This window comes from Caballeronia sp. DA-9 (genome assembly GCF_051615025.1).
In the GTDB taxonomy this organism is placed as follows: domain Bacteria; phylum Pseudomonadota; class Gammaproteobacteria; order Burkholderiales; family Burkholderiaceae; genus Caballeronia; species Caballeronia sordidicola.
Map to the genome: position 1 here is coordinate 1,907,403 of NZ_CP195132.1, position 26,709 is coordinate 1,934,111.

The following is a 26,709-nucleotide window of genomic DNA, read 5'->3' on the forward strand; positions in this document are numbered from 1 at the left end:
CGAACATAAACAGGAGAGGGGCATGGAAGCGTTCGACTACGTGATCGTGGGCGGCGGATCGGCGGGATGCGTGCTGGCGCATCGGCTGTCGGCCGTGCCGTCGTTGCGTGTCGCGTTGATCGAAGCGGGCGCGGATACGCCACCGGGCAAGGTGCCTGAAGCGATCCTCGACAGCTATCCCATGCCCGTGTTCTGCGGCAATACCTATATATGGCCCGGTCTGAAAGCACGCGCAACAAAGCACGCTGCCGAGCGCGTGTACGAGCAGGGCCGCGTGATGGGCGGCGGTTCGAGCATCAACGTTCAATCGGCGAATCGCGGCTTGCCGCGCGACTACGACGAATGGGCCGTGAGCGGAGCGTATGGCTGGGCGTGGGACGACGTGTTGCCCTATTTCCGCAAGCTCGAACACGACGTCAATTTTGCCGATAACCCGCTGCACGGCAAGCATGGTCCCATTGCGATCCGTCGCATCGTGCCGGAGGAGTGGCCACCGTTTTGTCACGCGTTTGCAAAGGGTTTGAGAAGCAACGGCCTTGCCATGCTGCAAGACCAGAATGCGGAATTCGGCGATGGTTTTTTTCCCGCTGCGTTTTCGAATCTCAATGACCGCCGCGTGACGACGGCAACGGCTTATCTCGACACCGCCACGCGCAGACGTCCCAACTTGTCGATCTTCGCGAACCTGCGCGTGGAGCGCATCGTGATGAATGGCGTTACCGCGAAGGGCGTGGTCGCGGTTGCGCAGAATGGCGAGCAGGTCAGGTTCGATGCACGCGAAGTCGTTCTGGCGGCGGGCGCGTTGCAATCGCCCGCCATGTTGTTGCGCGCGGGTATTGGCGATTCCAGGGATCTTAAAACGCTTGGCCTTCGCTGCTTGATCGATTCACCTGGCGTGGGACGAAATCTGCAGGACCATCCATCGCTCACGTTCTGCCACTTCCTCGAGCCGCGGTTCCGCATGCCGCTCACGCGTCGGCGCGCGAGCATGACTGCTGCGCGATTCACGTCGGGCGTGCAAGGGTGCGATAGTTCGGATCTCTATTTATCGAGTGCCACGCGTGCGGCGTGGCATGCGCTGGGAAACCGCCTTGGCTTGTTTTTCCTATGGTGCAACCGGCCGTATTCCCGTGGCCGGGTGCAGCTCGTTTCTCCCGATGCCGGCGTTGCCCCGCGCGTGGACCTGAATCTTCTCGACGATGAACGTGATACCGCGCGGCTCGCGGCCGGCATTCGCATGCTTGCGAAAGTGATCGATGCATCGGGGCTCGGCGAAGATCGGCGAGATTTTTTTCCAGCAGCATTTTCGCCACGCGTGAAGGCGTTGAGCCGCGTGAGCCGCGGCAATGCGATCGTGACGTCCGTGCTTGGCGCGTTGCTCGATACACCCCCGCCCGTGCGCCGATTCCTGATCGGGCGATTTTTCACGCGCGGCCAGAACATGGCGTCCTTGCTCGCCAGCGACGACGCGCTGCACGCGTTTATCCGGGAGAACGTGTTCGGCGTGTGGCACGCAAGCGGAACATGCCGGATGGGTCTTTCAAGCGATCGTCATGCGGTCGTCGATACCCAGGGCCGCGTGCGCGGCGCCCACGGCTTGCGGGTAGTCGACGCGTCGCTGATGCCGCGGCTGCCTTCGGCGAATACGAATATCCCGACCATCATGATCGCCGAAAAGATCGCGGACACGATGCTGCGCGAGCAGCCACGCGGCGCTGCGAGTCCCGATGCGGTCTATTTGCATACAACGATTTCTTAAACGCCAACAAGAGCACGAACCAAGACACGTGCCGCAAAACACAGCGCTTCCACAAGGAAGCGCCGCGACCTTCAAGGAGATAACAATGTCCGTTGCAGCTCAGGAAAGCACCGCGGTGCCCGAAGTCAACACGCGGCAGGTCATGGGTGCGGTGGTCGCCTCATGCCTGGGTTGGGCGCTCGATCTGTTCGACCTGTTCGTGCTCTTGTATGTGGCGCCGGTGGTCGGCCGGCTGTTCTTTCCGTCCGAACACGCGATGCTTTCATTGGCGGCGGTGTATGCATCCTTTGCCGTGACGTTGCTGATGCGACCACTGGGCTCCGCGTGGTTCGGCTCTTACGCGGATCGCCACGGACGCAAGGGCGCGATGATTCTCGCGGTTGTTGGCGTAGGCATATCGACTGCGCTCTTCGGCGTGCTGCCGACCGTCGCGCAGGCCGGTCTCATTGCACCGATCCTCTTTCTGCTGCTGCGGCTCGTGCAGGGCGTTTTCGTGGGCGGCGTGGTGGCCTCGACGCATACCATCGGCACGGAATCGGTTGCGCCCAGGTATCGAGGCGCGGTGTCGGGGCTGATCGGCGGCGGCGGGGCGGGGCTGGGTGCGTTGCTGGCATCGGTCGTATTCCTGACCATGTCGGCGATCTTCCCGGGCGATCTCTTCGATGTATGGGGATGGCGCTGCATGTTCTTCACCGGAATCATCAGCTCGGTCCTTGGCCTGTTCGTATTCAACACGCTGGAGGAGTCGCCGCTGTGGAAGAAACTCGCGGCCGAGAAGGCTGCCAAGGCGTTGGTTCGCGATCCGTCGGTTCCGGTTGAAGTGATCCGTTCGCCGATCAAGACGCTGTTTTCGCGCGAATATCGCGGCATACTTTTCGTCAATCTGCTTCTTACTATTGGCGGCGGCAGCGGCTACTACCTGACCTCGGGCTATCTCCCGACGTTCCTCAAGGTGGTCAGCCACGCGCCCAACGGCGCGGCTGCTGCCATCCTGATGATCGCAAGCGTGGGCGTGCTGGTGGCATCGGTTGCGGCCGGGCACCTCAGCACGTTCATTGGACGCAAGAGCGCGTTCATCTGGATCGGACTGGTGCGGCTGGTCGCCCTGCCTGCGTTGTTCCTGTTGCTGCCGACCGCGCAAAGCATCACGATGATCGGCCTGTATGCCGTGATACTCAGTGCGCTCGGCAGTGCCGGCTATGCACCCATCCTGATTTTTTTGAACGAGCGCTTTCCCACCGCTATCCGGGCGACGGGTACGGGCCTGTCGTGGAATATAGGTTTCGCAATTGGAGGCATGATGCCCACAGCTGTGTCGCTGGTCGCGAAAGACGCCAGCGAGTTGCCGTTGACGCTGGCCATCTTCGTGGGCGTGATCAGCGTGATCTTTCTGGTTGGCGCTTTCATTGTTCCTGAGACGCGCGGCAGGCTGGAGACCAACGCGCAGGTCGCGCGCTGAGCGTTCAGGGCAAGGTGGTCACGCGGCGGATGTCCTCGGTGATGATATCTATGAGGGCGTTCGCCGCTGCACTCAACGGTCGTTTAGGATGACTGACGCATACGATCTGCCGAACGATGACAGGGTTCGCAATGCGGTGAATCCGCAGCACGCCTTCGTCCACTTTGCGCTGCACGACCACGCGCGGCATGATGGTCGCCACGGCGCTCTGTTCAACGAACTGCACGATCGTGGTCAGCAGATCGATTTCGAACTTCGGCTTGATCACAATATCCGCATTCAGAAGCGCGGCATCCAGCGCACCGCGCAGGCCGTTGCGTCGCGTGGGTAGCACGAGTTCAAGATCGTCCATTGCCGACAGGTCGATCGCGTCGGGCAAGACCCGTCCGTGAGCCGCGCTCACGACCAGCACCATTTCCTCGTCGAGTAACGCGCGTGTGTCGAGCGCGAGGCGCCCGCGCGGCTTGTTGATGACAGCGGCGTCGAGCCGTCCTGCTTCCACAGCATCGATCAGTTGTGCGCTGAAGCCGTCGGCCACCGACACCTCCACTTGCGGAAACAGGGCATTGAAGGTTGCGAGCGACTCGGGCAATACGCTTTCAGCTTCCGATGCCACCATGCCCAGCGACACGCGTCCGGTGACGATCACATCGGTGCTGCCGAGCTGCTCGCGTGCATGCTCGATATCCCGAATGATCGGTACATATAGCCTGTACATCAAGCGTGCAGCTTCTGTCGGCGTCATGCCGTGCGGTCCGCGCTCGAAAAGCGGCTGGTTCAACTCTGCCTCGAGCTTCGAAATCTGCATGCTGAGCGCGGGCTGCACGATATTGAGCCGCTTCGCCGCGCGCGTGACCGATCCGTCTTCAAACAGCGCGATGAAATATTGAATCTGTTTCAGGTCCATGAGCGGGCGGCGAGATGAATCGAAGCACGAATGAAACCATAACCGGCTGCGCGATGCCAGCAGACTCTAGAGTTCCGGATATCGCGGAATGCTATTTGCTGCAATGCAGTTGTTCTCTCCCAACTCAAAGACCTCCACATGAAGCCCTATATTGTTTGCCACATGATGTCGTCCGTCGACGGCCGCAGCCTTACCGATGGCTGGCATCTCGACTTTGCTTCCGACCTCTACGAAAACACCGCCGCCACGTTCCAGGCCGATGGCTGGATCTGCGGACGCGTCACGATGCAGGAAATCGCACACGGCGACGGCTACCCAAAAGGTCTCGCCGAGGAACCCGTGCCGCGCACGAATCATTTCGCGAGACGTGACGCCGACCAGTACGCGATCTCTATCGATCCGAAAGGACTGGTCGAGTGGAAATCGGATACGGCGCTCAAGTCGCATGTCATTGAAGTCGTGACGGAGCAGGTTGCCGACGACTATCTGGCGTATCTTCAGTCCATTGGCGTGTCGTACGTTTTTGGCGGCAAGACAGACATCGACCTGGATCATGTCGTGCATACGCTCGCGCAGGAACTCGGCGTCAAGAAGCTGATCGTCGAAGGCGGTTCCCATGTGAGCGGCGCCTTCGTGAACGCCGGCCTCGTGGATGAAGTGAGCGTACTGATCCTGCCGCTGGTCGATGGCCGCAGTGAACATCCATCGTCGTTCGAAGTCGCGATGTCCGCATGGCAACAGCCCGCTTATCTGACCCTGACATCTGTCGAACAAGTCGCCAACGATGGTATCTGGCTTCGCTACGCACGGAAAATCCGGTAAGGGATTACCCCTAACGACGTAAGTGGCTTTGTTGTATTTCGGGTTTTTACGAAATATACTTCGATCCATGGCGAACCTACTCGATCCCGCACTTGCCGCTGTTCCAATGGATATCGACGCCATTCACAAGGCCCTGGCCAATCCGGTGCGCCGCGGGATACTCGCGTGGCTCAACGAACCCAGGGCATTTTTTGGCGAACAGGAACTGCCGCTGGAGAACGGGGTTTGCGCAGGGCAAATCTACGCGCGCTGCGATATGTCGCAATCCACGGTCTCGGCTCACCTTGCCACGCTTCACAAAGCAGGGCTGGTGAGTTCGAAACGCATCGGCCAGTGGGTATTTTTCAAGCGTAACGACGCGTTGATCAACGCTTTTCTCGAACAGCTGCACCGGACGCTTTAATCGCGCCCTGTGCATTGGCTGACGTTCCTTATAATCTATTTAGGATTACTTCCAACATGCCAAATCTTTTCGATCCGCTCAAAGCAGGTGCCTTCACCCTTCGTAACCGTATTGTCATGGCGCCGTTGACGCGCCAGCGCGCAGGCGAAGAACGCGTGCCGAACGCGATGATGGCGCAGTACTACGCGGATCGCGCCGCCGCAGGCCTGATCCTGAGCGAAGCGACCTCCGTTACGCCACAAGGCGTGGGTTACGCTGAAACGCCTGGCATCTGGTCGGACGAGCAAGTTGAAGGCTGGAAGTTGGTCACGAAAGCCGTGCACGACGCGGGCGGCACGATCCTGCTGCAACTGTGGCACGTGGGCCGTATCTCGGACCCGATCTTTCTCAATGGCGACCTGCCGGTTGCACCGAGTGCAATCGCGGCGCAAGGACATGTGAGCCTGGTTCGCCCGCAGCGTGAATACGTCACGCCGCGCGCGCTCGAACTCGACGAAATCGCCGGCGTGGTCGCGGCATTCCGCAAGGGCGCCGAGAACGCGAAGCTGGCCGGTTTCGACGGCGTTGAGGTCCACGGCGCGAATGGCTATCTGCTCGACCAGTTCCTGCAGGACAGCACGAACAAGCGCACGGACATCTACGGCGGCCCGATTGAGAACCGTGCGCGCCTGATGCTCGAAGTCGTCGATGCATGCATTGAAGTGTGGGGCGCGGATCGCGTCGCCATGCACCTTGCGCCGCGCGCCGATTCCCACACCATGGGCGACAGCGATCGCGCCGCGACCTTCGGCTATGTGGCGCGCGAACTTGGCAAGCGCAAGATTGCGTTCATTGCGGCACGTGAGCGCGTGGCCGAGGACTCGATCGGACCGTTGTTGAAGAAAGAGTTTGGCGGCGTGTATATCGCGAACGAGAAATTCACCAAGGAAAGCGCTCAGGCTGCGCTCGACCGCGGTGATGCGGACGCGGTGGCGTGGGGCCAGTTGTTCATTGCAAATCCGGATCTGGTAAAGCGCTTTGAAAACGATGCGCCGTTGAACGCGCCGATCCCGGAGACGTTTTACGCGCGCGGGACGGAAGGGTACACAGACTACCCGACGCTGGAAACCATGGACTGATTTTTGTTTGCGTTGACGAAAACCGGCGGCCTGAGGCCGCCGGTTTTTACATCAGGCAGGCCTTCAAATATTTCGACGTCTGCCCGCGCGTTCCCTGCTTCACCACGTCTTCGGGCGTTCCACTCGCAACAACCTTCCCGCCGTTTTCTCCCGCGCCCGGTCCCATGTCGATGACCCAATCGCTTTGCGCCGCCACACGCATGTCGTGTTCGACCACTATCACCGTATTGCCTGCATCGACAAGACCCTGTAGTTGAACCAGCAAGCGGTCGCTATCGACTGAATGCAGACCTGTAGTGGGCTCATCGAGAATGTAGAGGTTTTCGCCCCGCTGCGCACGCTGAAGCTCCGTTGCAAGCTTGATGCGCTGCGCCTCGCCGCCGGACAATTCCGTTGCCGGCTGACCAAGACGCAAATAACCCAGTCCAATGTCACGCAGTACGGCAAGCGCGCGCATGATCTGCGGCTCGTTGGTGAAAAACTCGCAGGCTGTATCGACGGTCATCTGCAGGACTTCCGCGATGTTCTTGCCGTTCCATTCAATCTCGAGCGTCTCCGGGTTGTAGCGCGTTCCGCCGCATGTCGAACAGGGCGCATAGACACTCGGCATGAAGAGCAATTCGACACTGACGAAGCCTTCGCCCTCGCACGTTGGACATCGGCCTTTGGCGACGTTGAATGAAAACCGGCCGGCGTCGTAACGGTGACGGCGCGCTTGAGGCGTATCCGCGAACAGCTTGCGGACGTGGTCGAAGAGGCCCGTATAAGTGGCGAGGTTTGAGCGCGGCGTGCGGCCGATCGGCTTTTGATCGACTCTTACCAGACGGCGTATGTGCTCCATGCCTTCTATGATCTCGCCGTCGGTTTGAATGTCTTCCACATCCATAAGAGGATCGTGTTCATCTTCGGGTTCGGCTGAGATTGGCCGTCCAAGTTTCTCTCCAACGAGTTCGGGCAAGGCCTGACTCACGAGACTCGACTTGCCCGATCCCGAGACGCCGGTGACCGTTGTAAAGCATCCCAGCGGGAATGCGACATCGAGAGCTTCCAGGTTATTGCGAGTCACCTTGGCGAGCCGTAGCCAGCCTGCGGCCGGGCGCCTGACGCTTACAGCAGGCCGGTTTTCTCCAAAGAGATGCAGCCTTGTCTGCGACGCTTCCACGTCGGCGAGACCCGCAGGCGGCCCGCTATACACAATGCTTCCGCCCGCCGTTCCCGCTGCGGGTCCGACGTCGACCAGCCAGTCCGCGCGACGCATCATCTCAAGATCGTGTTCGACCACGAACAGTGAATTGCCGGCTTCCTTCAAGCGTTGCAGCGCGCTATAAAGCGCTTCGCCGTCAGCCGGATGAAGGCCCGCGGACGGTTCATCGAGCACATAGATGACGCCGAACAACTGCGACGCCAGTTGTGTCGCGAGCCGCAAGCGCTGCAGTTCGCCCGACGACAGCGTCGGCGTGCTCCGATCCAGCGCCAGATAACCCAGACCCAGATCGATCAACGTGGAGAGCCGTTCCAGCAGTTCTCTTGCCATGCGTTGCGCCGCGACCTGCTTCTCGCGCGATTGATTCGTTGTCCGTCTGATATCGGGCGACGCCTTGTGCGCCGATCCACCCGCTGCAACCCGGCGTTGCACCGCTTCACGCATCTCCTCCTTGTTCAGCACTTCGCCAGTCTGCACGTCAGACGGCAATTCGCCGCGTGCAACGGGACGCAGAATTTCCGCGACACGCGCCATCGGCATTTGCGACAGCTCCGCAATATCGAGTCCGGTGAAAGTGACTGACAGCGCTTCGAGCTTAAGCCGCTTGCCATGACATGTTGAACACGCGCTGCTTACCATGAACCGCGAGACGCGTTTTTTCATCAGAGCGCTCTGCGTGTTGGCGAATGTATGCAGCACATAGCGGCGCGCGCCGGTGAAGGTGCCTTGATAGCTCGGCTCGGCGCGGCGCTTGAGGGCGGCTTTCGTCTCCTGCGGCGTAAGACCCGCATACACGGGCACGGTCGGCGTTTCGTCGGTGAAGAGAATCCAGTCGCGGTCTTTCCGGGGCAGATCGCGCCAGGGGGTGTCGACGTCATAGCCCAGTGTGACAAGGATGTCGCGCAGGTTCTGGCCATGCCAGGCAGGCGGCCACGCGGCGACGGCGCGCTCGCGGATGGTCAGCGAATCGTCGGGTACCATCGACTTTTCGGTGACCTCGTACACGCGTCCGAGACCGTGGCAAGCCGGGCAGGCGCCTTGAACCGTGTTGGGGGAAAAGTCCTCGGCGAACAGCATGGGTTGTTTGGGCGGATACGTGCCAGTGCGCGAATACAGCATGCGCACGAGGCTCGACAACGTGGTGACACTGCCCACCGAAGATCGTGCATTCGGCGTGCCGCGCTGCTGCTGGAGCGCCACCGCCGGCGGCAATCCATCGATGGAATCCACTTCCGGCACGCCGGCCTGTTCGATAAGCCGGCGCGCGTATGGCGCGACCGACTCGAAGTATCGGCGCTGTGCTTCGGCGTAAAGCGTGCCGAATGCGAGCGACGATTTGCCCGACCCTGAAACGCCCGTGAAGACCACGAGGGCATCGCGCGGAATATCGACGTCGACGTTGCGCAGATTGTGTTCGCGCGCGCCTCGCACGCGAACAAAACCTGTATAGGAAGAGGATGGCTCGGATTTACGGTTTCGGGCTGTCATGCGTCCATTCGATGGTTTGTGGTTTTGTCGGCATTGCCGTGAGTCCAAACGGTACGCAGAGCGTGTGCCCGGTAACGGAACAACATCAGCCGATTGCGGCGGTTTGCAAGCTGGCATTTAATCCATTGATTTAACGCCTGCTTATTTCCGGCCACGATGAAACTGTTTTCATGACGCGGACGTGATATTAGTAAGTGCGTGGATTTGCGCAGGCGGTACTACAAGACATAAACACGACCTAAAGCAATTGCGTCCGCGATTTTGTCCCCTAGACTGATAAATCGCGATTGTTTCCCGCGATGGATCGAAGATTATTTCAGAGTGAGAAATAAATATCGCGATCGTGTATGACGATTGGATATGTACTCTAATGCAAAACTTTCTACTTAGTCAGCAAGGAGACGTGGAATGCGTTGATCACTAGTCGCGGCCCAGCACGCTTAACCGAATTTCATTGTCGCTTCTCCCGAAGAGCAAGGCGCGAACGCAGGGCAACCGGCGCTGCTCTCATTCAAGCAGTCAATTATTTCTGGAGGTACTGGATGGCCAAGTCTAAGAAAGCGGGCTCGCAAGAGCAATCCAAAATTGCGGCGCTTAGCCCGTTCGAATTGAAGGACGAACTGATCAAGGCCGCAGGCGGCGGCGCCGTTGACCGGCCCGCCAACGTCGCCATGCTCAATGCAGGCCGCGGCAACCCGAATTTCCTTGCCACCATTCCCCGTCACGGCTTCTGGCAGTTGGGCCTCTTTGCCATGCGCGAATCCGAGCGTTCATTTGCGCACATGCCGGAAGGGCTGGGCGGATTCCCGAAGCATGAAGGACTTGAAGAACGCTTCGAGATTTTCGCGCGCGACAACAAGGGCGTGCCCGGCATCGACTTCCTGCGCGGCGCGCTCTCTTATGTACGTGATCAACTGGGTCTGAATGGCGGTGAATTCCTTTACGAAATGTGTGAAGGAATTCTGGCCTCGAATTACCCGGTGCCCGACCGGATGTTGAAATTGTCCGAAGTGATCGTGGCGCAGTATCTGAAAAAGGAGATGATCGGCAAACATCCGTTCATTGGCGATTTCGATATCTTCGCCACCGAAGGCGGAACCGCGGCAATGACGTACATTTTCAATACGCTGCGCGAAAATCATCTGATCAAGCCTGGAGACACTATTGCGCTCGGTTCGCCAATCTTTACGCCCTACATTGAAATCCCGACGCTCAACGACTATCAGTTGAACGTGGTCAATCTCAATGCGGACGTTGAGCGCAACTGGCAATACTCGAAAGAAGAACTCGACAAGCTGCGCGATCCAAAAGTCAAAGCGTTCTTCCTCGTCAATCCGAGCAATCCGCCCTCGGTCAAGATCGATACCGAAAGCCTGGAGTACATCGCGGAGATCGTGAAGGAACGGCCGGACCTGATCCTTCTTACCGACGACGTATATGGCACATTCGCGGACGATTTCGTTTCGCTCTTCGCGTTGTGCCCGAGGAACACCATCCTCGTATATTCATACTCCAAGTATTTTGGCGCCACGGGCTGGCGGCTCGGCACGATCGCGACGCATCAGGACAACGTGATCGACGAATTGATCCGCAAGCTCCCCAAGGAACAACGCGAGGAACTGCACGAGCGTTACCAGTCCATCACCACCGAGCCCGAGAACCTCAAGTTCATCGACCGGCTTGTGGCGGACAGCCGGACTGTTGCGCTGAATCACACGGCGGGGCTTTCCACGCCGCAGCAGGTGCAGATGGTCCTGTTCTCGCTGTTCGCGCTGATGGATACGCCCGAGGCCTACAAGAACGCCTTGAAGCGCCTGATTCGTGGACGCAAGGAGGCGTTGTATCGCGAGATCGGAATCAGCTTCGACGACAGTGACGTGAACCAGGTCGATTACTACACGATCATCGACCTCGAGTTTCTCGGCAATCGCGCCTATGGAACGGAGTTCGTGCAGTGGCTGTTCAAGAACACCGAACCGTCCGAGTTGCTGTTCCGCCTCGCGAAGGAAGCACGCGTCGTGCTCTTGCCGGGACGCGGTTTTGGCACGCAGCATCCTTCCGGCCGCGTATCGCTCGCAAATCTCAACGAGAGCGATTACAAGCAGATCGGCCGCGCGATGCGCAAGTTGATGTCGGAATACGTCGAACGCTACAACGAGGCAACGGGCAAGTCGCTCGACAGGAACAAGGTGCTTTGACGTGCATCGCGCGCTGAAACCAGCATCGGAATGAAAAACGGGCCGCTGGAAAAAGCGGCCCGTTCCTGGCTTTCAGAGACGTGCTTAGAACTTGTGGCGAATACCCACGCGTGCAGCGATCTGGTCGTTTGCACCGCGGCCCGACGTGCCGAAGTAGCTCGTGCTCGAACCGATCTGCGCCTGCACATCGGTGCCGTTGTTCGAGCCCGACGCGTGTTGATAAATGCCCAGCACGTAGACATCGGTACGCTTGGAAAGCGCGTAGTCCACGCTTGCGTCGACTTGCTGCCACTTGCCTTGTGCGGCGTCCGTCAGCTTCATGTATGTGTAGCCAAGGCTTCCCGTCACGGCCGGCGTGAACGCGTACTTGCCGCCAAGTTCATACGTATTGAACTTCGACGTCGCGCCACCGATGGCTTCGAAACGCGTATTGGTCCACAACGCGAACAAGGTTGCGTCGGCGATCTTGTAGTTTGCACCAATGCCGAACGTGCGCAGGTCCTTCGTGCCGCCCGTCGCCACGTTTGCAATGCTCGTGCTGAACGCCGGCGTAGCCGAAGCCGGGAAGTGGATGTCCGTATAAGCCGTGCCGATGCTGAACGGGCCCGCAGCGTAGTTCAAACCGAAGCTGTATGCACGCGACGAACCTTGCGTGGTCACGCCGCCGGCCGTGGTCGTGGGCGAGCCGGAGAACGCGCCTGCCTGGTTCGAGAAACCATACAAGCCGCCGAACGTCACGCCGTAGAAGTTCGCGCTGCTGAACTTGATCGAGTTATTGATGCGGCTTGACGTCAGTTGGTCCACGTCATTGATGTGATACGCATAGTTGCCCGCAACCGTCTGGCCGCCGATCGAATACGCGCCACCCAGGTAGTCGGTCGAGAACGAGTATTGACGGCCAAGGGTCACCGAGCCGACGTCCGACTTCGAAATACCCACATAAGCCTGACGGCCGAATTCCGCGCCGCCCTGACCGAGCGTGCCGTTGCCGCTGTTAAAGCCGCTTTCCAACGTGAAGATGGCCTTCAGTCCGCCACCCAGGTCTTCAGCACCTCGGAGGCCCCAGCGGCTGCCTTGCGATACGCCGTCGTCGTACTTGAAAATCTTCGAGCTGCCGGTGCCGGCGGCGCTGTGGTTCGCATAGCTGATACCTGCGTCGATCAGGCCGTACAGCGTGACGCTGCTTTGAGCTTGAGCGGGTGCGGCCGATGCGGCAAACGCAGCGAGCGCGGCGATGGCGAGCAGTGATTTACGATTCAAAACAATCTCCCTGAGCGTGGGTGGTAGCGTGAGTGGTCTGTGCAACAAGTGCTTTGGTACATCGGACTCTTGCGGTCCATTGACTTGCGACGGGCGGACTTTATCGGACACGTATGTAAGGTCCATGACAGTTGTTTTGACGCGACGACTGCTTTACAAGCACCGCTCTTGTGGTATGAGCGGTGCTTGGCGGCGTGCCATTCAAGCAGACTGAGCGCTGTGAGCGTGCGGGTGGAAACCGCGAGCGGATGGCGTATCGCCGCGCACAACGCGGCTTGCTAGCCTTTTGACGAGGCTTCGGCGTCTGTGGGCAGCGCCGGCCGCGGCTTGAGCTGCAGTTGCGCGACCTTCGGCGGAATCACGGCGCTCGCAGGCTGGGAATCGTCTACCGAGGTGCGGCCGCCATCGGCGAAGAACGCCTGCTCGGCGGCCTTGTTCAGCACGAGAATGCTGATGCGCCGGTTGGTGGGTTCGTCGGCAACCGCCTTGTTCAGCGGCAGCACGTCGGCGAGTCCGCGCACCTGAAGGATCTTGCCTTCGCTCATGCCGCCCGCGATCAATGAGCGGCGCGCGGCGTTGGCGCGCTCGCTCGACAACTCCCAGTTCGAGTAACCGGCCTGACCGCCGGAGTAGGGCACGGCGTCGGTGTGTCCCGCAATCGATACGCGGTTGTCCACATCGTTCATGGACGCCCCGATCTGCGCGAGTATCACGCCCACATAACCCTCGAGCTTCGAGCTGCCTGAGGCGAACATCGGACGCCTGAGCGAATCCACGATCTCGATGCGCAAACCCTCGCTCGTGATATCGATACGAATCTGGTCCTTGAACGCGCGCAGCGCCGGCGTATTTTCGATCAACGCCGTGAGCTTTTCCTTAAGCTGCTTCAGGCGGCGGGCATCGTTCTCGGCTGCGATGCGTTCGGGCGTCTTGGGGACAGGCTCGGTCTGGCTCTTGGTGACTTCGCCAGGACGTGAACTCGCAAGGTCGCGGCCGCCGCCGTTGATCACGCTCGAACGCGCCGCGCCGCTGCCGTCGTTGCCGCCGAAGAGCGTGGAGAGCGGCGCGTTGAAATAGTCTTCAATGCCCTGCTTGTCGTATCTCGACGTCGACCCGAGCAACCACATCAACAGAAAGAACGCCATCATGGCCGTGACGAAGTCGGCGTAGGCGATCTTCCACGCGCCGCCGTGATGACCCGCGTGTCCCGACTTCTTTTTCCTGCGCACCACAATGGTCGGCGCAAGGACCGACTGCAAGGGATCGCGATTGGGTTTTTCAGCCATGTCCTAGTCCGTGAGTTGGCCGTGCAAGCCGTGCATCAAGCTGATTTTGGCTGCTTGGTGGCGCGCACGGCTTCGTCGAGTTCCTTGAAGCTCGGACGGTCGGCGGTGAACAGCACCTTGCGGCCGAACTCCACGGCAATGGCGGGCGCATAGCCGTTCATCGATGCAAGCAATACCGACTTCACGCACTGGAACGGCTTGGACTCCGCCTGTCCTTTTGCGGCGAGCAGATCAGCGAGCGGTCCGAAGAAACCGTAGGCGAGCAAAATGCCAAGAAAGGTTCCCACGAGCGCGCCGGCAATCATTTCGCCGAGAATGGCGGGTGCTGCGCCGACCGAACCCATTGTGTGAACAACGCCCATGACGGCCGCGACAATGCCGAACGCAGGCAGGCCATCGGCCATTTTCTGAATCGCGCTGGATGCGACAGACGCCTCCGCGTGATGCGTCTCGAGCTCTTCGTCCATGAGGTCTTGCATCTCGAGCGCGTTGACGTTGCCGCTCGACATCATGCGCAAATAATCGACGATGAATTCAAGCAGATGGTGATCGTTGAGCACGTGTTCGTACTTCATGAAAGTCGGGCTTTTTTCCGGCGCTTCCACGTCCACTTCGAGCGCCATCATGCCTTCCTTGCGCGCCTTTTGAAGCAGTTCGTAAAGCAGTGCGATGAGTTGCACATATTTCTCTTTCGAGTAGCCGCCGCCCTTGAACGCGGTCGGGATGACCTTAAGCGTCTTTTTGAGCGTGGCAACCGGATTTGATACGACGAATGCCCCGATTGCGGCACCAAAAATACACAGCAGCTCGAAGGGCTGCAGCAGCGCTTTCAAGTGGCCGCCCACACCCATGAAACTGCCGATCACCGACCCAATCACCAGGACCCATCCGATAACGACAAACATGCTCTCTCCGCGTAATTTTCGTGCCTCGGTTAAATGAAGCTGTCATGGAACTTAACGGCAGGCGGCCTCGCACATTTAGGGTAGGCATGAGGAATCTTTTCTTACCGATTTGTGTAAATCAGAAAAATTTACGCTGAAAATTGCAACGTTTGGTTTAGTCGGGAGGTCGGTCGAGATATCGAATTGATGCCAATAAAGGCCACTGTTCATTCCATTGAATCGCTTAACGAAACCGTACAGTTCCGGCACGGGATGGAGCCCGGCTACTTACGGAGAAGGTGCAGTGAAGACAGTCCTGAGCGCGGCGGCGGCCGCAATGATCATGATGCCGGTCATGCAGACGACCCATGCACAAGAGGTCTATATACAAGGCGGCACGCTTGGCGCGGGTTTGGGCGCCGCGTACTCGCTCAACTCATGGGCCGGCGTCCACGCGGAAGTGGAGGGTCTTGGCTTTTCTCACTCGTTCAACGTCAGCGGCAATAAATACGACGGTCATCTCAGCCTTAAGCAAGGCGGCCTTTATCTCGACCTTTTCCATTTGCAAACAGCGGTTTCCGGCTAACAGGCGGAGCGCTGATCAACGACGACAAACTCAACGCGCACGCCGTTCCCGACGCGCAAGGCAACTTCAAAATTGGCGATGATGTTGTGCCCGCCATTGGAGGCGCGCCCTCTGCAACGGTGCGTTTGCCGAGCGTCATGCCCTATCTGGGAGTGGGATACGGGCACAAGCCGGTAACGAAGGGATTTGGTTTCATGTTCGATCTTGGCGTGGCGTACGGCCGTCCGCGCGTGTCCTACTTCGTGCCGGAGGTGTATAGCCTGTTCACGACGCAGGCGAATATCGACCAGGAAAAGCAGAACATTACCGATCGCGTGGAAAAGTATCGCTGGTATCCGGTCGTGCAACTCGGCGTGACGTACCGGTTTTAAAGTTCGACGTGAACCTTTCGCGCGCCTGACGTTCAATAACAGCAGAGAGGGCGCGCAAAGGGCAAGCTGGCATGGATGATGCGCTCTGTCATACAACTATTGTTCATCTATCAGAGGCGAACCTTCAATATGATCCAGACCTTCGAGCAAACCATTGACGGCAAGCCGATGCAGTTCTGCGCCAGCATTGCAGACGGCGGCAGCCCGCAGCGCGTGATCATCAGCCGCGCCGATTCAGCGAAATCGCTGGTGATCGTCGAGGCATCGGGAATCATCAGCGCAATAAAGGCAGAGGTCGAAGCCCCGGAGTCATTCGTCGCGGATGCCGTGCGCCGTGCGCAGGAAGACGGGTTGATCGAGAAAGCGCTCAAGTCCGGCGATGTACTGACCGTAACGCTTTGATCAGTTGCCACGCTTGAAAATGCCCGCCTGTGCTTTCGCGCAGACGGGCATTTCTTATATGGCGACAGCCGTATTTTCTATAAACGTGGTGAGCCGTTGTTGGGATCGGCTGGAACCAACGGCGTTGCGGAATCCGGGCCGTCGGGAAGATCGGGATCGTCGGGATTGAGCGGCGCGTCGGGATCGAGCAGTTCGTCGGGATCGGGTTCTATTGGCAATTGGGTCGGGTCTACCGGCGGCGTGGACATGATCGGTTCCTCACAAGCGGCCTGCGGACCGCGCGTTGCACAAGAGGTGCGTAATCAAATTCGCAATGCGCGTTCCCGGCGCGTGTCAGTGTGTTCAGCGCCCGTTCAGCGCTTGTTCAGCGCGATATGTTCTGCGCTGGCTTTCCGTCTTTCGCGTCCTTGCGGTTATTTTCCTTTACTCGATGCGCCATCACCGCTGCCAGCAACAGCAGCGTGACCGAGATCGCCGCTGACAACTTCACTCCCGTTACGATCTGAGCGGTTTCGGCCGCCGCGGCGTGGCTCGCCAGCGCGCCGAAAACCGCCACGCCAATCGCGCCGGCTGCTTGCCGCGCCGTGTTGAGCACCGCCGACGCCGTGCCCGCCCGCGCTGACTCGACGGTCCCAAGCATCGCGGTGGTCATGGCGGGGACAGCGAGTCCCATGCCGGTCGGTATCAACAGGAAAGGCAGCAGCAACAGCGCCACGGGCGTGCCGGCATCGACGAAACAGAGCGCGGCGAATCCGATCGCATCGATCAATGCGCCGGCGATCATCGGCCGCCTGGAACCGAAGCGCGCCACGACCGGACCTGCCGCGAGATTCGATAACAGAAAACCGCCTGTCAGCGGCAGGAACGCGAAGCCTGCGTGAAGCGGCGAGAGCCCCAGAACGCGCTGCAAATAAAGGCTCAACACGAACACCATGCCGTAATAAGTCAGATTCACGCAGATACCAAATGCAATTGCCGAATTGAACGTGCGGTTGCGAAAGAGCGCGGGCGGCAGCATGGGCGCTGGCGTGCGCCGCTCGACCGCGACGAACCCGGCGGCGCTCACCAGCGCCAGCACCATCCCGCCAATAACAACCGGATGCGCCACTCCCAAAGGCCGAAGCTCGATCATCGCGCCCACGAAGGACGTGAGCGCCACGACTGCCAGCAACTGGCCGCCGAGGTCGATGCCAAGCGCGTTTTGCGCTGGTTTTTTATCGGCGATCCATGCGTAGGTCGCGGCAATACCCGCCACGCACAGCGGCACGTTGACCCAGAAAATGCTGCGCCAGCCGAACGCCGCGATCAGCGCGCCGCCAGCAACCGGACCCGCCGCAATGGAGACAGCGCCAGCCGCTGTCCACAGGCTCACAGCGCGCGCCCGCAGGCCGTCGTCGTGGCCGCACGACTGGTTGAGCAGCACAAGGGAGTTCGGCAGCATGGCGGCCGCGCCAATGCCCTGCAACGCGCGCGCGGCGATGAGCTGGCTGGCGTCGACAGCAAAGCCGCACGCCGCCGACGCCAGCGCGAACAGCGCCAGCCCCGCCACAAACAGGCGCCGTGCGCCAAAGCGGTCGCCGAGCACGCCTGCCGAGAGCATCAGCGCGGCGAACGCCAGCGCGTAGGCGTCCACGGTCCACTGCAAGTTCGCGACGCTCGCGTGCAGGTCGCGTCCCATGCTCGCAAGCGCGACGTTGACAATGGTGACATCGAGTTGAGAGACCACGAAGCCCATGCTGGCCGTGGTGACGATCAGCGCCTGGCGTCTGCTCAGCCCGGCGCGGGAGGCGTGAAGGTTCGAGTTCATACAACCAGCTTAGCGGCCTGAAACGCGCGACGTTTCCGTGGATCGTGAAATATGCATGCGCGGTTTTTCGGGCGCCCGCGTGTTGCTTTCGTGCATCCCGATTAAACAGGCCAGGCACGCGTCGCTACGAACCGATACAGGCACGTGTCGGCACAAACAGTGACTTCGCGCGACATATCGAAAGCATTTGTGACTGTATCGGACGATAAATTGGGAGTTATCCGATAGGACAAGGTGATGCCGCTCTGCAGAATTCGCGCGTTCATAGCGGTCTCGTAGAGCTTCATGAGACCTTTTGCGATGCCTTCGATCGACCAGGCCGAAGTCATCGTGCGCAGCGTCACCGGCGTCGTCATCATGCGTATCGCAATCCTGCAGTCCGATCCCCAGCACCGTTATGTCATCGGCGAAATCGTCGAGCGGCTCGGCCACGTGTGCATTCCCTTCAGCGACGGCCTGGCGATGTCGAAATCGCTGTCGCGCTCAACCGTCGACATGCTGATCCTCGACTGGGATAAAAAATAGATTCCCAGAAAGAGTCAGTAAGGCTCATAACCCTTATAAATAAAGGGGATTGGTGGTCTGGATGGTCTCATTAGATAGCACAAGATACCCCGAAAACCCGTTCTAATTGGGGGTATTTAGGGGGTATACTAAACGCATCCCTATGCGAGATACTCCGATGTCCCTCAGTGCTTTAACTGTCAAAAATGCGAAGCCGCAGGCTCTCCCATATAAGCTCACCGACGAGCGCGGCCTCTACCTGTTAGTGACGCCCTCCGGTGGACGCTTATGGCGTTTGAAGTACCGCGTCGACGGTCACGAAAAGTCTCTTGCCATCGGCGCTTATCCTGAAGTCTCTCTAACCGACGCGCGTGATGCTCGGGAGGAGGCTCGCCGCCAGTTGGCGAAGGGGCTGGACCCGTCTGCGGAAAAGCGAGCCGCTAAGCGGCAGGCCCGTGCCAGGGCCGCAGATACCTTTGAAACGATTGCGCGGGAATGGTGGCAGCTTCAGATCAAGCCATTGTCCAAGCGGTACGCTGACCGCCTCCTGGTTCGCATGGAGGCCGACCTGTTTCCCTCGCTCGGTCATAGGCCGATCGCGGAAATTAGCGCTCCCGAGATACTCGACTGTCTACGCAAGATCGAAAAGCGCGGCGCGAGCGAGGTCGCCCGGCGCGCGTATAAACACGTGAGTGCTGTGCTTCGCTACGGTGTTGCGATAAGTAAAGTATCGCGCGACGTATCTATGGACCTGCGCGATGCGCTGGCAAAAAGAAAGACGACCAATTTCCCGGCCGTGACAACGACGGCAGATCTCGCGGAGGTCTTGGAGGCGATCAAAGGCTACGGCGGTATGTTCACCGCTCGCCAAGCGCTGCTTATGCTCGCGCATGTCTTCGTTAGGCCAACTGAGTTGCGGCTAGCTGAATGGACTGAGGTGGACTTCGAAGCGCGCACATGGTCGATTCCAGCCTCGCGCATGAAGTCCACCCGGCCGCATGTCGTACCGTTGACGGCCGCGGTTATCGCATTGCTCGAAGAACTAAAAGAAAAGAGGATCAGCGAGACTTTCGTCTTCGCTGGACTCAGTGGTAAGAGGCCCCTCTCCGACAACACGCTCGTAAGCGCGTTGCAGAGATTAGGTTACGGGGGGCGGCACACTGCCCACGGATTCCGGTCGACGGCTTCGACGCTGCTCCACGAACGTGGATTTGACAGTGCATGGATCGAAGCGCAACTCGCGCACAAGGTCCCGGGTGTCAAGGGCGTTTATATGAGGTCGACGTTTCTAGAAGAGCGTGCCCGGATGCTCGAATGGTGGTCGAACCATCTGGAAAGCTTAGCGAGTACTCGAGCGAACAGTAAGCAGCGAGATGCGTTGCCGCCCGATGGGCGTTGTCACATTAAAACGTTGTAATGGGTTCAACCGGTGAATACAACATCAATGCTGGCGTTTAGCTAAGGCATTCCGTCGCTTGTAGGGCGGTGACATCGACTTGCCGGGTGTTAAGGCGCGATCTTCACCCCCTAACACCAACCAGAACAAGGGAGCAGCCCAACTCTTATCTACTTTCGTAGACGCGCTCGATACGGCCCCCTTCTAAGAATCGGTTGCGTCGGCAACCCAGGGGGCCGACGGGCATGTCCACTTCAACCATGGGAACAGCAAGTGATCCGATTGTCGCGGCATCACTATCGCCATGCAATACGATCTCAGACTGGTTTCATCTGTGCGCCCTCAGGAATAACGCCGTCCTTCAGGTAGCGCCATAGTGCAATCACCAGTCGTCGTGCGACAGCGACGATGGTGATGCGCCGCGCGCGGCGGTTCGGCCCGGTGCCCTGCGTGCACTGGTTGAACCACTGAGCGAGTGCACTGGCGGGCTGGTAGCGCAGCCAGGTCCACGCCATCTCGACCAGTAACGCGCACACTCGACGGTTGCCTTGTTTGCTGATCCCCTGGTCGACCTGGCTTTCGCCGCTGTCATAGGGCTGCGGCACCAGCCCGACGCACGCACCCACCTGGCGGCGGTTGCCGAACTCCCGCCAGAACAGCTCGAGCGCAAGGCGCGACGCGCCCACTTCGCCAATCCCCTTCAGGCGCGCCAGGTCGTCGCGTCGCTGGCGTGCGGGTGCCGGCAGGCTCGCCTCGCGCGTCTTCTCCAGGGCCGCGAGTTGCTGCTCTGCCAGCACGAGCCGTTCGCACTCGCGCAGCAGGCGCTCCCGCGACTCGGGTGGCAACGGCGTGCCATCATGACACCGGACCTGGTCGCGGGCGAGCCGGCCGGCAAAGGCCTTGTGATTGACCTCATCCCAGCAGCCAAGCGTGACCAGCAGTTTGCGCATGCGGTCGCGGTGCTGCTGCACTTCCTTCTGCAGTTGCCCACGATCGCGCATCAGCTGGCGCGAGGCCTCGTCCTGTGGCGACGGCACGTGCACCACGTGCATGCGGTCGCGCTCGCCGCGCAGCCACGCGCGAAGTTCGTGACCAGTTTGACGACATCGAGCCGGTCGGTCTTCACGCGCCGCTTGTGGCGTTCGACCGGAATGCTCGCCGGATCGACGACGTAGCACTCGATGCCGCGCGCCTGCAGCGCGCGACAGACCCAGAACGCATCCTGGCCGGCCTCGTAGCTCACGACGACCCGCACGCCCGCGGGCAGCAACCACTTCTCCTTGTGCGCCTTGATCAGGTCCAGAACGGCCTGCAGGCGGGCGGCGGCCTGTGACTGCGCGACCGTGTGCACGGCCGGCCGCTCGCGCCGGCCATCGTGCAGCGCGACCTTCCACTTCGCCGCAGCCAGTTCAATTGACACCGCCAGTACTACTTCTTCACCATGGGTGGTGAACGTCTGATCCGTGCACATGATGTTCTCCTTGAACAGGACTCGACACGCCGATTTTACGTATCAGTTCCTCGACGCCCCTGCTCATAGGATCTAAGACCTGTACGTGCAAGTTTCCCCGCACTCAGCTCAAGCCTCTGCCAAGGCATCTTTCGATACCCGCTTTCACAACTTATTTCCGGCGTACGTTTGAGTTCCACGACAACCGGGATGGTACAGTTGGATATTGCCCGTCGCGAGCGACCCGCCGTCGGTTCTTTTCACAATGAAGCGAGTGACCCAAGGGGTCCCTATTGCGATAGGTTCCTGACAGGTCGGACACAGGCCATCCTGCCTCAGCCAGACCCGGTAGAGCTTCGCGCGGCCCCTTGGCAGGATCACCTCTTGCCCCATCGGGTCTCGAAGTGTGGTGCCCACTTTGGGTCGTGCGGATTAGCCCCGGCCTTGATCTTGACATGCCGCTGTATCGGCGTGTCTGCCGCTTTCAGCACGACGAACTCCTTCTCCCTCCCATCGGCGTTGTTGCAAAAAGCGATCGCTGCAGGGGTGACGTTTACTCGCAACGGTCGTGAGGCTGCCTCTGTTAACTTGGGAAGGAACTGCGTAGATTCTCGATATTTGGCGGGAAGATGCGCAAGGACAAACGCAAGAGCCGCGAGCCTAAAGGGATCTATCGAGTCAGGAACTGGTCGGAGTACAACGCAGGGCTGATCGCACGAGGCAGCTTGACCATGTGGATCGACGAGAGCGCATTCACGAGCGGGAGCGAAGCGAGACCTCTCAAGCGCGGCAGGCCACAGATCTACTCCGACGCAATGATTCAGGCCGTGCTCACGCTCAAGCACGTTTATCATTTGACGCTTCGAGCCGCTCAGGGGTTTGTGCAAAGTCTTCGTGACCTTGCGTTTGCGCACCTGCCTGTTCCCAACTATACGACGCTAAGCCGCCGTTCACAGGAACTACAGGTGACGTTGCCCGAGATGGCGAGCGGCGACCCGATTCATCTCGTTGTCGATAGTACGGTCCTGAAGCTCTACGGCGTATGCGCAAGTGAAGAGCCATTTCCTGATACTCGCAGGCTGTGTTAAAGCGGACACCCCTACCAACACAGCAGAGGATCTGCTCAATGACAGCAAGACGAACGACCATCCGGCAACTGCCGCTGACCGAGGTCGTTGATCGCCACACACCCGGCGCGACGCCGGTCAGCATCACCACGCACGAGGGCGGCACTATCTATCACACAGTCCCGCTCGCAGACCCCGATACCGGCAGGCGGCGTAGTGACGCATCAAATTCGATCGTGGTTCTGTGAACGGGTCAAGGGCGGGCGAAGCCCGGCGAAGTGAACCCTTGACGCGCGATGGGTTGACACGCTCTAGCATGGTCGGACGCTCGGCTTTATCGGGCTTCCGACCATGCGAAACCTGTGGCGAAAGATGGACACTCCGACGGTCGTTTTGTCCACTTTTTGGGCTGATCTGATGGACACTCCGCAGACTGCTGATACCAGCATTTTCAAGGCTCCGGCTGATGTCCATTGTTTTTTTCTTGCGCGTAACGGCGAAGGCGAATGGAAGGTGCGCAAGCACGGCTACTCCAAGCGGCGCACGTGGCGTAAGGTCCATCTCGGGCTGGACGTGAAGACGGGCCAGATACGAGCCGCGCTGATGACGCATCAAGACGTCGACGACGCCAGCGCATTGTCCAGTTTGTTAGCCCAGATTCCTGCCAATGAACCCATTGATACGATAGGCCGTGACGGTGCATACGATACAAAGCAGTGCCATAAGGTGATCGCCGGGCGCGGCGCTACGCCGTCGATTCCGCCGCGCCAGGGTGCGAAACCCTGGTCTGAGGGAACACCCGGAGCAAGCTGGCGCAATGAGGCGATCGACGACATCGCGCGAGACGGCCGAGGCGAATGGAAGAAGCGCAGTGGCTACCACCGACGTTCGCTGATCGAAAATACGATGTACCGGTATAAAACGCTCACGGGGAATTGTCTTTCGGCGCGCTGCATTGGTTCACAAGCGACGGAGGTCGCCATCCGCGTTGGCATCGTCAACCACATGGTCACACTTGCACGCCCGCAGTCCGTGCGGATTTCATGAATTTAGGATCGGGGGTGAACGCCCGCCTGCACCGGCGATTTTTGCAACAACGCCCCTCCCATCCTCTTGTTTTTCGGTCGTGGCAAAGACCCAGTTGCGAGTGCCTTGGGTTTTGAAGTATTTATTTTTTACCCAGCGGGTTCCTTTCTCTGGATGCCGTCGAGCCGCCCATTGCCACAGCATTGACCAGACATATGTATCAACCCGAGCACAGGTTTCCTTGGCGACCGCATGGCGGTGATAGTTCGCCCAGCCCCGCAGAATCAGGTTGAGCAGGCGTATCAAGTTTGCTTGTTTGGCCGTCTTGTTGCCTTTGATGACTTCCCGGATCTTGTCAAGGTGCGCTTTGACGTCCGCTCTCGACGGCTTCATCAACAGCTTGCCGTTGTACTTGCGGATATTCCATCCGAGGAAGTCAAACCCGTCCTCGATATGCGTTATCTTGATCTTCTCTGGTGAGAGGACCAGCCCGCGCTTGGCCAGAAATTCGACCACTGCGGGCCTGACTTCCTGCTCCAGCCACTCTTTCGAGTTGCCGGTAATGAGTCGGCCTTGCAGAATGGCGTGAAGCTAGAGGCGGTGTGGGAATGGGCGTGAGCAAGGGGTTGCAAAACTCCCAGAATCAATATGGAATTGGCATATCTTCTGGGAGTTGAGAACTGCCGATGAGCACGCCCGATTTCTTCTGCAGCCGCCTGGACGCGATGATCGATTTGCGTCACCCGCTCGCCGTACTGGCTAACCGGATGCCATGGTCGTCGATCGAAGCGACGTTGACGCCGATGTTCGAGCGCCGTGCCCGCGAAGGGCGGATGAGCGCAGAGGTTGATCTGTTCGGCGTGACGCCGAAGCTCGCGGGTGCTGGTGTCAGCGCTGCAGGGCGTCCGCGCCTGTCCGTCCGGTTGATGGTGGGTTTGCTGTATTTGAAACACGCATACAACGAAAGCGACGAGTCGGTGTGCGAGCGCTGGGCAGAGAGCGTGTATTTCCAGTACTTCTGCGGCGAGGACTATTTCCAGCCGCGTCTGCCGTGTGACCCGACCAACCTGGTACGGTTTCGTCAAGCGTTGGGCGAAGCGGGCGTCGAAGAGTTGCTGGCGACGACGATCGCGGCCGCGGTGCAGATGAAGGCGGTTACACCGGTCGAATTTGAGCGCGTGATTGTCGATACCACGGTCCAGGAGAAGGCGATCGCGTATCCGACCGACAGCCGCCTGCTTGAAGTGGCACGGGCCCGACTCGTGCAGTTGGCGCAACGCGCCGGACTGACACTGAAGCAGACGTATGAGCGCGAAGGCAAAAGCCTGCGTCGTCGAGCTGGTGGCTATGCGCACGCCAAACAGTTCAAGCGCCTGCGACGGGTGCTCAAACGCCAACGCACCGTGCTGGGACGGTTGCTGCGCGACATCGAGCGTAAATTGATGGGCGCCACGCGTGAGCGACAGGCCCAGTTGCGCGTCTGGCTTGAGAGAGCTTGGCGCATCTGCCGACAGCGGCCCAAGGATAAGGGCAAGCTCTACGCGCTACATGCCCCGGAAGTCGAATGCATCGGCAAGGGCAAAGCCCGACAGCCCTACGAGTTCGGTGTCAAGGTCAGTCTCGCGATTACGGAGAAGCAAGGGTTGATCATCGGTGCGCGGGCGTTCCCCGGCAACCCTTACGATGGCCACACGCTGGCCGAACAACTCGAACAGAGTTCCATTCTGCTGCAGGATGTGCCCGGTACAGTGCAGCCGAAGACCGTCTTGGCCGATCTCGGGTTTCGCGGTGTCGATGCCGACGTATCATCAGTACACCTGATTCATCGAGGAAAACACAAGACACTGACCCGCACACAGCGACGCTGGCTCAAGCGACGGCAGGCGATCGAACCGATCATCGGCCATGTGAAACACGACCACGGCATGCGGCGTTGCTGGCTCAAGGGGCAAACCGGCGATGCGCTACACGCGGTGCTGTGTGCTGCTGGCTATAACTTGCGCTGGTTACTGCGCGCAATCGTCCGCCTAGGCCTGAGGCCTATATTTTTTATCCTCGCGTCGCTGCATTGGCTCGTCAATGTCACGCCACATCCATTACTCCTGCATCGCGACCGCTTTCGACGGGCCAGCTTCGCTTCGCCGATAGACTGCGCCGTCGGCTCCGCTCGTCGCGCAAACTGAATTTTGCAGGTCTGACTAATGATGAAGTTGTCCGCGTACCGCACCATGTGCATTTTCAAGCCTGTTCGCTTTGCAGCCGGGAATTTCTCCCTCAGCATCGCTTCAAGACCATCCAACGCCATGTTGGCCACTACCGGTGAAATAATGCCCCCAACTTTTCTTTACAGTTAGGCTATAGCAGGCAATAAGGCGAATGCCTACTCCAGCGCCAATGTGCACCATATGCCCAGTCCCGGTAGATCGCCTGCTCCTACTAGTCCGATGTCACGCGTGCTTTCGATGCGCAGTGACGGATGATCGCCTCGACGGTTGACAGCGTCTGGCAGTACGACCCATGATTGCGAGCACGGTGACGCATGCGGGCAACGGACCCAGTGGCCCCGGAAAGCACCGCGGCAATCCGATGCTGCATCTCGGACAGCGCCTCACACAGTCGGTTATTTCCCAGCACCAGATCGCCGTAACCGATGCTGCTGCAGGCTGGGGAGTTTTGTTAAAAGCGCAAGACGACGGGTTCGGTGCTCTGTCTGACGCTCTGCGCCGGTCAGCGTGCTGACCTCTTTGCCTGAGCACCGATGCTTTTGCGCGACGGTCGTGGATAACGATGCAGGTGGTTTCCAGACAACTGGCTGGATCACGGTCTCACTCGGGGGCGGAGGCAAGACCGATAGCGAACCTTCCGCCACCACCGAATACAGGTGGTTGGAAACGAAAATGAATCAGGCAAGTCTCACTACCATCGATCCCGCCCGTCAAACGGCGGGATTTTTTCGCTTTGTGGTAGCCTGACCCCGCAGCGCGAACAGCCGACCGCCGACGGGCGTGGATGACATCCTCAGCGTTCGACGGCGTCGGTGCTGCCCTTTGGCAGGCTAGATGGCCGGACGGCAACACAATCGACCGACGAGCCATGCCACGAGGCTGCATAGCAGACGAGAGGTCCGCCTCTATTCGAATCCGGGTCGGTCTATTCGGCTGTCACCCTCAAGGCTGCGCATCGCTATCAAGGAGCGGGTATATGACCGCCAGCGAGTGCTGCCGGGGCGTTCTAACGCGCGCGGACTTACGCAGTATCTACGGCGAGCGGTGTAGCTTTGACGGGAGCAATCGGCAAGCTTGAGGATGGTGT

21 protein-coding genes and 3 pseudogenes are annotated in these 26,709 nt (G+C 59.6%); 15 read left to right on the forward strand and 9 right to left on the reverse strand.

Annotated features, from left to right (window positions below; translation table 11 throughout):
- Window positions 1-22: 22 nt before the first annotated feature.
- Together ACRWA7_RS14965 and ACRWA7_RS14970 are read left to right on the forward strand one after the other, a co-directional pair.
- Window positions 23-1,759 (forward strand): GMC family oxidoreductase, encoded by a 1,737-nt coding sequence (locus tag ACRWA7_RS14965; RefSeq protein WP_438391659.1) that lies wholly within the window; start codon window positions 23-25, stop codon window positions 1,757-1,759.
- Between the two features lie 85 nt (window positions 1,760-1,844).
- The gene (locus ACRWA7_RS14970; RefSeq protein WP_438391660.1) at window positions 1,845-3,218 is read left to right on the forward strand and encodes an MFS transporter; all 1,374 of its coding nucleotides are present in this window, start codon (window positions 1,845-1,847) and stop codon (window positions 3,216-3,218) included.
- A gap of 4 nt (window positions 3,219-3,222) precedes the next feature.
- Here the strand turns inward: ACRWA7_RS14970 and ACRWA7_RS14975 are convergent, their stop codons facing one another.
- Entirely contained in the window at window positions 3,223-4,125 is a 903-nt protein-coding gene (locus ACRWA7_RS14975; protein WP_438391661.1) for a LysR family transcriptional regulator, read from the reverse strand.
- A 138-nt stretch (window positions 4,126-4,263) separates the two neighbouring features.
- On the opposite strand from ACRWA7_RS14975, the gene ACRWA7_RS14980 reads away from it, so the two are divergent.
- The 3 genes from ACRWA7_RS14980 to ACRWA7_RS14990 all read left to right on the forward strand — a co-directional run bounded on the left by ACRWA7_RS14980 (window position 4,264) and on the right by ACRWA7_RS14990 (window position 6,468).
- Window positions 4,264-4,947 (forward strand): RibD family protein, encoded by a 684-nt coding sequence (locus ACRWA7_RS14980; RefSeq protein ID WP_438391662.1) that lies wholly within the window; start codon window positions 4,264-4,266, stop codon window positions 4,945-4,947.
- A gap of 106 nt (window positions 4,948-5,053) precedes the next feature.
- Window positions 5,054-5,350, forward strand: a complete 297-nt coding sequence (locus ACRWA7_RS14985; RefSeq protein ID WP_438391663.1) for an ArsR/SmtB family transcription factor — start codon at window positions 5,054-5,056, stop codon at window positions 5,348-5,350.
- A 56-nt stretch (window positions 5,351-5,406) separates the two neighbouring features.
- Entirely contained in the window at window positions 5,407-6,468 is a 1,062-nt protein-coding gene (locus tag ACRWA7_RS14990) for an alkene reductase (RefSeq protein WP_438391664.1), read from the forward strand.
- A 46-nt stretch (window positions 6,469-6,514) separates the two neighbouring features.
- Here ACRWA7_RS14990 and ACRWA7_RS14995 read toward each other — a convergent pair whose 3' ends face one another.
- Window positions 6,515-9,160 carry an excinuclease ABC subunit A gene (locus tag ACRWA7_RS14995; RefSeq protein WP_438391665.1) on the reverse strand — a complete coding sequence of 882 codons (2,646 nt, stop codon included), beginning with the start codon at window positions 9,158-9,160 and terminating at the stop codon, window positions 6,515-6,517.
- Window positions 9,161-9,702: 542 nt separating this feature from the next.
- On the opposite strand from ACRWA7_RS14995, the gene ACRWA7_RS15000 reads away from it, so the two are divergent.
- Complete coding sequence (locus ACRWA7_RS15000; protein WP_060818224.1) at window positions 9,703-11,358, forward strand: bifunctional aspartate transaminase/aspartate 4-decarboxylase; 1,656 nt, start codon at window positions 9,703-9,705, stop codon at window positions 11,356-11,358.
- 84 nt (window positions 11,359-11,442) lie between these two features.
- Here the strand turns inward: ACRWA7_RS15000 and ACRWA7_RS15005 are convergent, their stop codons facing one another.
- From ACRWA7_RS15005 to motA, 3 genes are all read right to left on the reverse strand, one after another.
- A complete protein-coding gene (locus ACRWA7_RS15005) occupies window positions 11,443-12,618 on the reverse strand; it encodes a porin (RefSeq protein WP_438391666.1) in 1,176 nt (391 codons plus the stop codon).
- Between the two features lie 278 nt (window positions 12,619-12,896).
- Window positions 12,897-13,904, reverse strand: a complete 1,008-nt coding sequence (gene motB, locus ACRWA7_RS15010; RefSeq protein WP_438391667.1) for a flagellar motor protein MotB — start codon at window positions 13,902-13,904, stop codon at window positions 12,897-12,899.
- A gap of 35 nt (window positions 13,905-13,939) precedes the next feature.
- Window positions 13,940-14,809, reverse strand: coding sequence for a flagellar motor stator protein MotA (gene motA, locus ACRWA7_RS15015; protein ID WP_438391668.1), 870 nt, complete (start codon window positions 14,807-14,809; stop codon window positions 13,940-13,942).
- A gap of 283 nt (window positions 14,810-15,092) precedes the next feature.
- Between motA and ACRWA7_RS15020 the strand changes: the two genes are divergently transcribed.
- From ACRWA7_RS15020 to ACRWA7_RS15030, 3 genes are all read left to right on the forward strand, one after another.
- Window positions 15,093-15,374, forward strand: a complete 282-nt coding sequence (locus ACRWA7_RS15020; RefSeq protein WP_438391669.1) for a hypothetical protein — start codon at window positions 15,093-15,095, stop codon at window positions 15,372-15,374.
- An 86-nt stretch (window positions 15,375-15,460) separates the two neighbouring features.
- Window positions 15,461-15,745 (forward strand): hypothetical protein, encoded by a 285-nt coding sequence (locus tag ACRWA7_RS15025; protein ID WP_438391670.1) that lies wholly within the window; start codon window positions 15,461-15,463, stop codon window positions 15,743-15,745.
- A 129-nt stretch (window positions 15,746-15,874) separates the two neighbouring features.
- Complete coding sequence (locus ACRWA7_RS15030) at window positions 15,875-16,147, forward strand: hypothetical protein (RefSeq protein WP_438391671.1); 273 nt, start codon at window positions 15,875-15,877, stop codon at window positions 16,145-16,147.
- A gap of 77 nt (window positions 16,148-16,224) precedes the next feature.
- Here ACRWA7_RS15030 and ACRWA7_RS15035 read toward each other — a convergent pair whose 3' ends face one another.
- Entirely contained in the window at window positions 16,225-16,395 is a 171-nt protein-coding gene (locus ACRWA7_RS15035) for a hypothetical protein (protein WP_438391672.1), read from the reverse strand.
- A 116-nt stretch (window positions 16,396-16,511) separates the two neighbouring features.
- Window positions 16,512-17,954, reverse strand: a complete 1,443-nt coding sequence (locus tag ACRWA7_RS15040) for an MFS transporter (protein WP_438391673.1) — start codon at window positions 17,952-17,954, stop codon at window positions 16,512-16,514.
- Window positions 17,955-18,254: 300 nt separating this feature from the next.
- Between ACRWA7_RS15040 and ACRWA7_RS15045 the strand changes: the two genes are divergently transcribed.
- Together ACRWA7_RS15045 and ACRWA7_RS15050 are read left to right on the forward strand one after the other, a co-directional pair.
- Window positions 18,255-18,479, forward strand: a complete 225-nt coding sequence (locus tag ACRWA7_RS15045; RefSeq protein ID WP_438391674.1) for a hypothetical protein — start codon at window positions 18,255-18,257, stop codon at window positions 18,477-18,479.
- A 157-nt stretch (window positions 18,480-18,636) separates the two neighbouring features.
- Entirely contained in the window at window positions 18,637-19,875 is a 1,239-nt protein-coding gene (locus tag ACRWA7_RS15050; protein WP_438391675.1) for a tyrosine-type recombinase/integrase, read from the forward strand.
- Window positions 19,876-20,171: 296 nt separating this feature from the next.
- Here the strand turns inward: ACRWA7_RS15050 and ACRWA7_RS15055 are convergent.
- Window positions 20,172-21,325 (reverse strand): annotated as a pseudogene (locus ACRWA7_RS15055) (IS110 family transposase).
- A 608-nt stretch (window positions 21,326-21,933) separates the two neighbouring features.
- On the opposite strand from ACRWA7_RS15055, the pseudogene ACRWA7_RS15060 reads away from it, so the two are divergent.
- The 3 genes and pseudogenes from ACRWA7_RS15060 to ACRWA7_RS15070 all read left to right on the forward strand — a co-directional run.
- Window positions 21,934-22,344 (forward strand): annotated as a pseudogene (locus tag ACRWA7_RS15060) (transposase); the annotation flags it as partial.
- 86 nt (window positions 22,345-22,430) lie between these two features.
- The gene (locus tag ACRWA7_RS15065) at window positions 22,431-22,619 is read left to right on the forward strand and encodes a hypothetical protein (protein ID WP_301782629.1); all 189 of its coding nucleotides are present in this window, start codon (window positions 22,431-22,433) and stop codon (window positions 22,617-22,619) included.
- Window positions 22,620-22,866: 247 nt separating this feature from the next.
- A pseudogene (locus ACRWA7_RS15070) lies at window positions 22,867-23,418 on the forward strand (IS5 family transposase); the annotation flags it as partial.
- Here ACRWA7_RS15070 and ACRWA7_RS15075 read toward each other — a convergent pair.
- Complete coding sequence (locus ACRWA7_RS15075) at window positions 23,413-23,913, reverse strand: group II intron maturase-specific domain-containing protein (RefSeq protein ID WP_438391676.1); 501 nt, start codon at window positions 23,911-23,913, stop codon at window positions 23,413-23,415. The pseudogene ACRWA7_RS15070 and the gene ACRWA7_RS15075 overlap by 6 nt on opposite strands.
- A 170-nt stretch (window positions 23,914-24,083) precedes the next feature.
- Between ACRWA7_RS15075 and ACRWA7_RS15080 the strand changes: the two genes are divergently transcribed.
- A complete protein-coding gene (locus ACRWA7_RS15080; protein ID WP_438391677.1) occupies window positions 24,084-25,580 on the forward strand; it encodes an IS5 family transposase in 1,497 nt (498 codons plus the stop codon).
- Window positions 25,581-26,709 lie beyond the last annotated feature (1,129 nt).

Bases quoted from the DNA above. Each gene is read 5' to 3' on its own strand.
- ACRWA7_RS14965 (WP_438391659.1), top strand. From the start codon at position 23: ATGGAAGCGTTCGACTACGTGATCGTGGGCGGCGGATCGGCGGGATGC.
- ACRWA7_RS14970 (WP_438391660.1), top strand. From the start codon at position 1,845: ATGTCCGTTGCAGCTCAGGAAAGCACCGCGGTGCCCGAAGTCAACACG.
- ACRWA7_RS14975 (WP_438391661.1), bottom strand. From the start codon at position 4,125: ATGGACCTGAAACAGATTCAATATTTCATCGCGCTGTTTGAAGACGGA.
- ACRWA7_RS14980 (WP_438391662.1), top strand. From the start codon at position 4,264: ATGAAGCCCTATATTGTTTGCCACATGATGTCGTCCGTCGACGGCCGC.
- ACRWA7_RS14985 (WP_438391663.1), top strand. From the start codon at position 5,054: ATGGATATCGACGCCATTCACAAGGCCCTGGCCAATCCGGTGCGCCGC.
- ACRWA7_RS14990 (WP_438391664.1), top strand. From the start codon at position 5,407: ATGCCAAATCTTTTCGATCCGCTCAAAGCAGGTGCCTTCACCCTTCGT.
- ACRWA7_RS14995 (WP_438391665.1), bottom strand. From the start codon at position 9,160: ATGACAGCCCGAAACCGTAAATCCGAGCCATCCTCTTCCTATACAGGT.
- ACRWA7_RS15000 (WP_060818224.1), top strand. From the start codon at position 9,703: ATGGCCAAGTCTAAGAAAGCGGGCTCGCAAGAGCAATCCAAAATTGCG.
- motB (WP_438391667.1), bottom strand. From the start codon at position 13,904: ATGGCTGAAAAACCCAATCGCGATCCCTTGCAGTCGGTCCTTGCGCCG.
- motA (WP_438391668.1), bottom strand. From the start codon at position 14,809: ATGTTTGTCGTTATCGGATGGGTCCTGGTGATTGGGTCGGTGATCGGC.
- ACRWA7_RS15030 (WP_438391671.1), top strand. From the start codon at position 15,875: ATGATCCAGACCTTCGAGCAAACCATTGACGGCAAGCCGATGCAGTTC.
- ACRWA7_RS15035 (WP_438391672.1), bottom strand. From the start codon at position 16,395: ATGTCCACGCCGCCGGTAGACCCGACCCAATTGCCAATAGAACCCGAT.
- ACRWA7_RS15040 (WP_438391673.1), bottom strand. From the start codon at position 17,954: ATGAACTCGAACCTTCACGCCTCCCGCGCCGGGCTGAGCAGACGCCAG.
- ACRWA7_RS15045 (WP_438391674.1), top strand. From the start codon at position 18,255: ATGCCTTCGATCGACCAGGCCGAAGTCATCGTGCGCAGCGTCACCGGC.
- ACRWA7_RS15050 (WP_438391675.1), top strand. From the start codon at position 18,637: ATGTCCCTCAGTGCTTTAACTGTCAAAAATGCGAAGCCGCAGGCTCTC.
- ACRWA7_RS15065 (WP_301782629.1), top strand. From the start codon at position 22,431: ATGACAGCAAGACGAACGACCATCCGGCAACTGCCGCTGACCGAGGTC.
- ACRWA7_RS15080 (WP_438391677.1), top strand. From the start codon at position 24,084: ATGAGCACGCCCGATTTCTTCTGCAGCCGCCTGGACGCGATGATCGAT.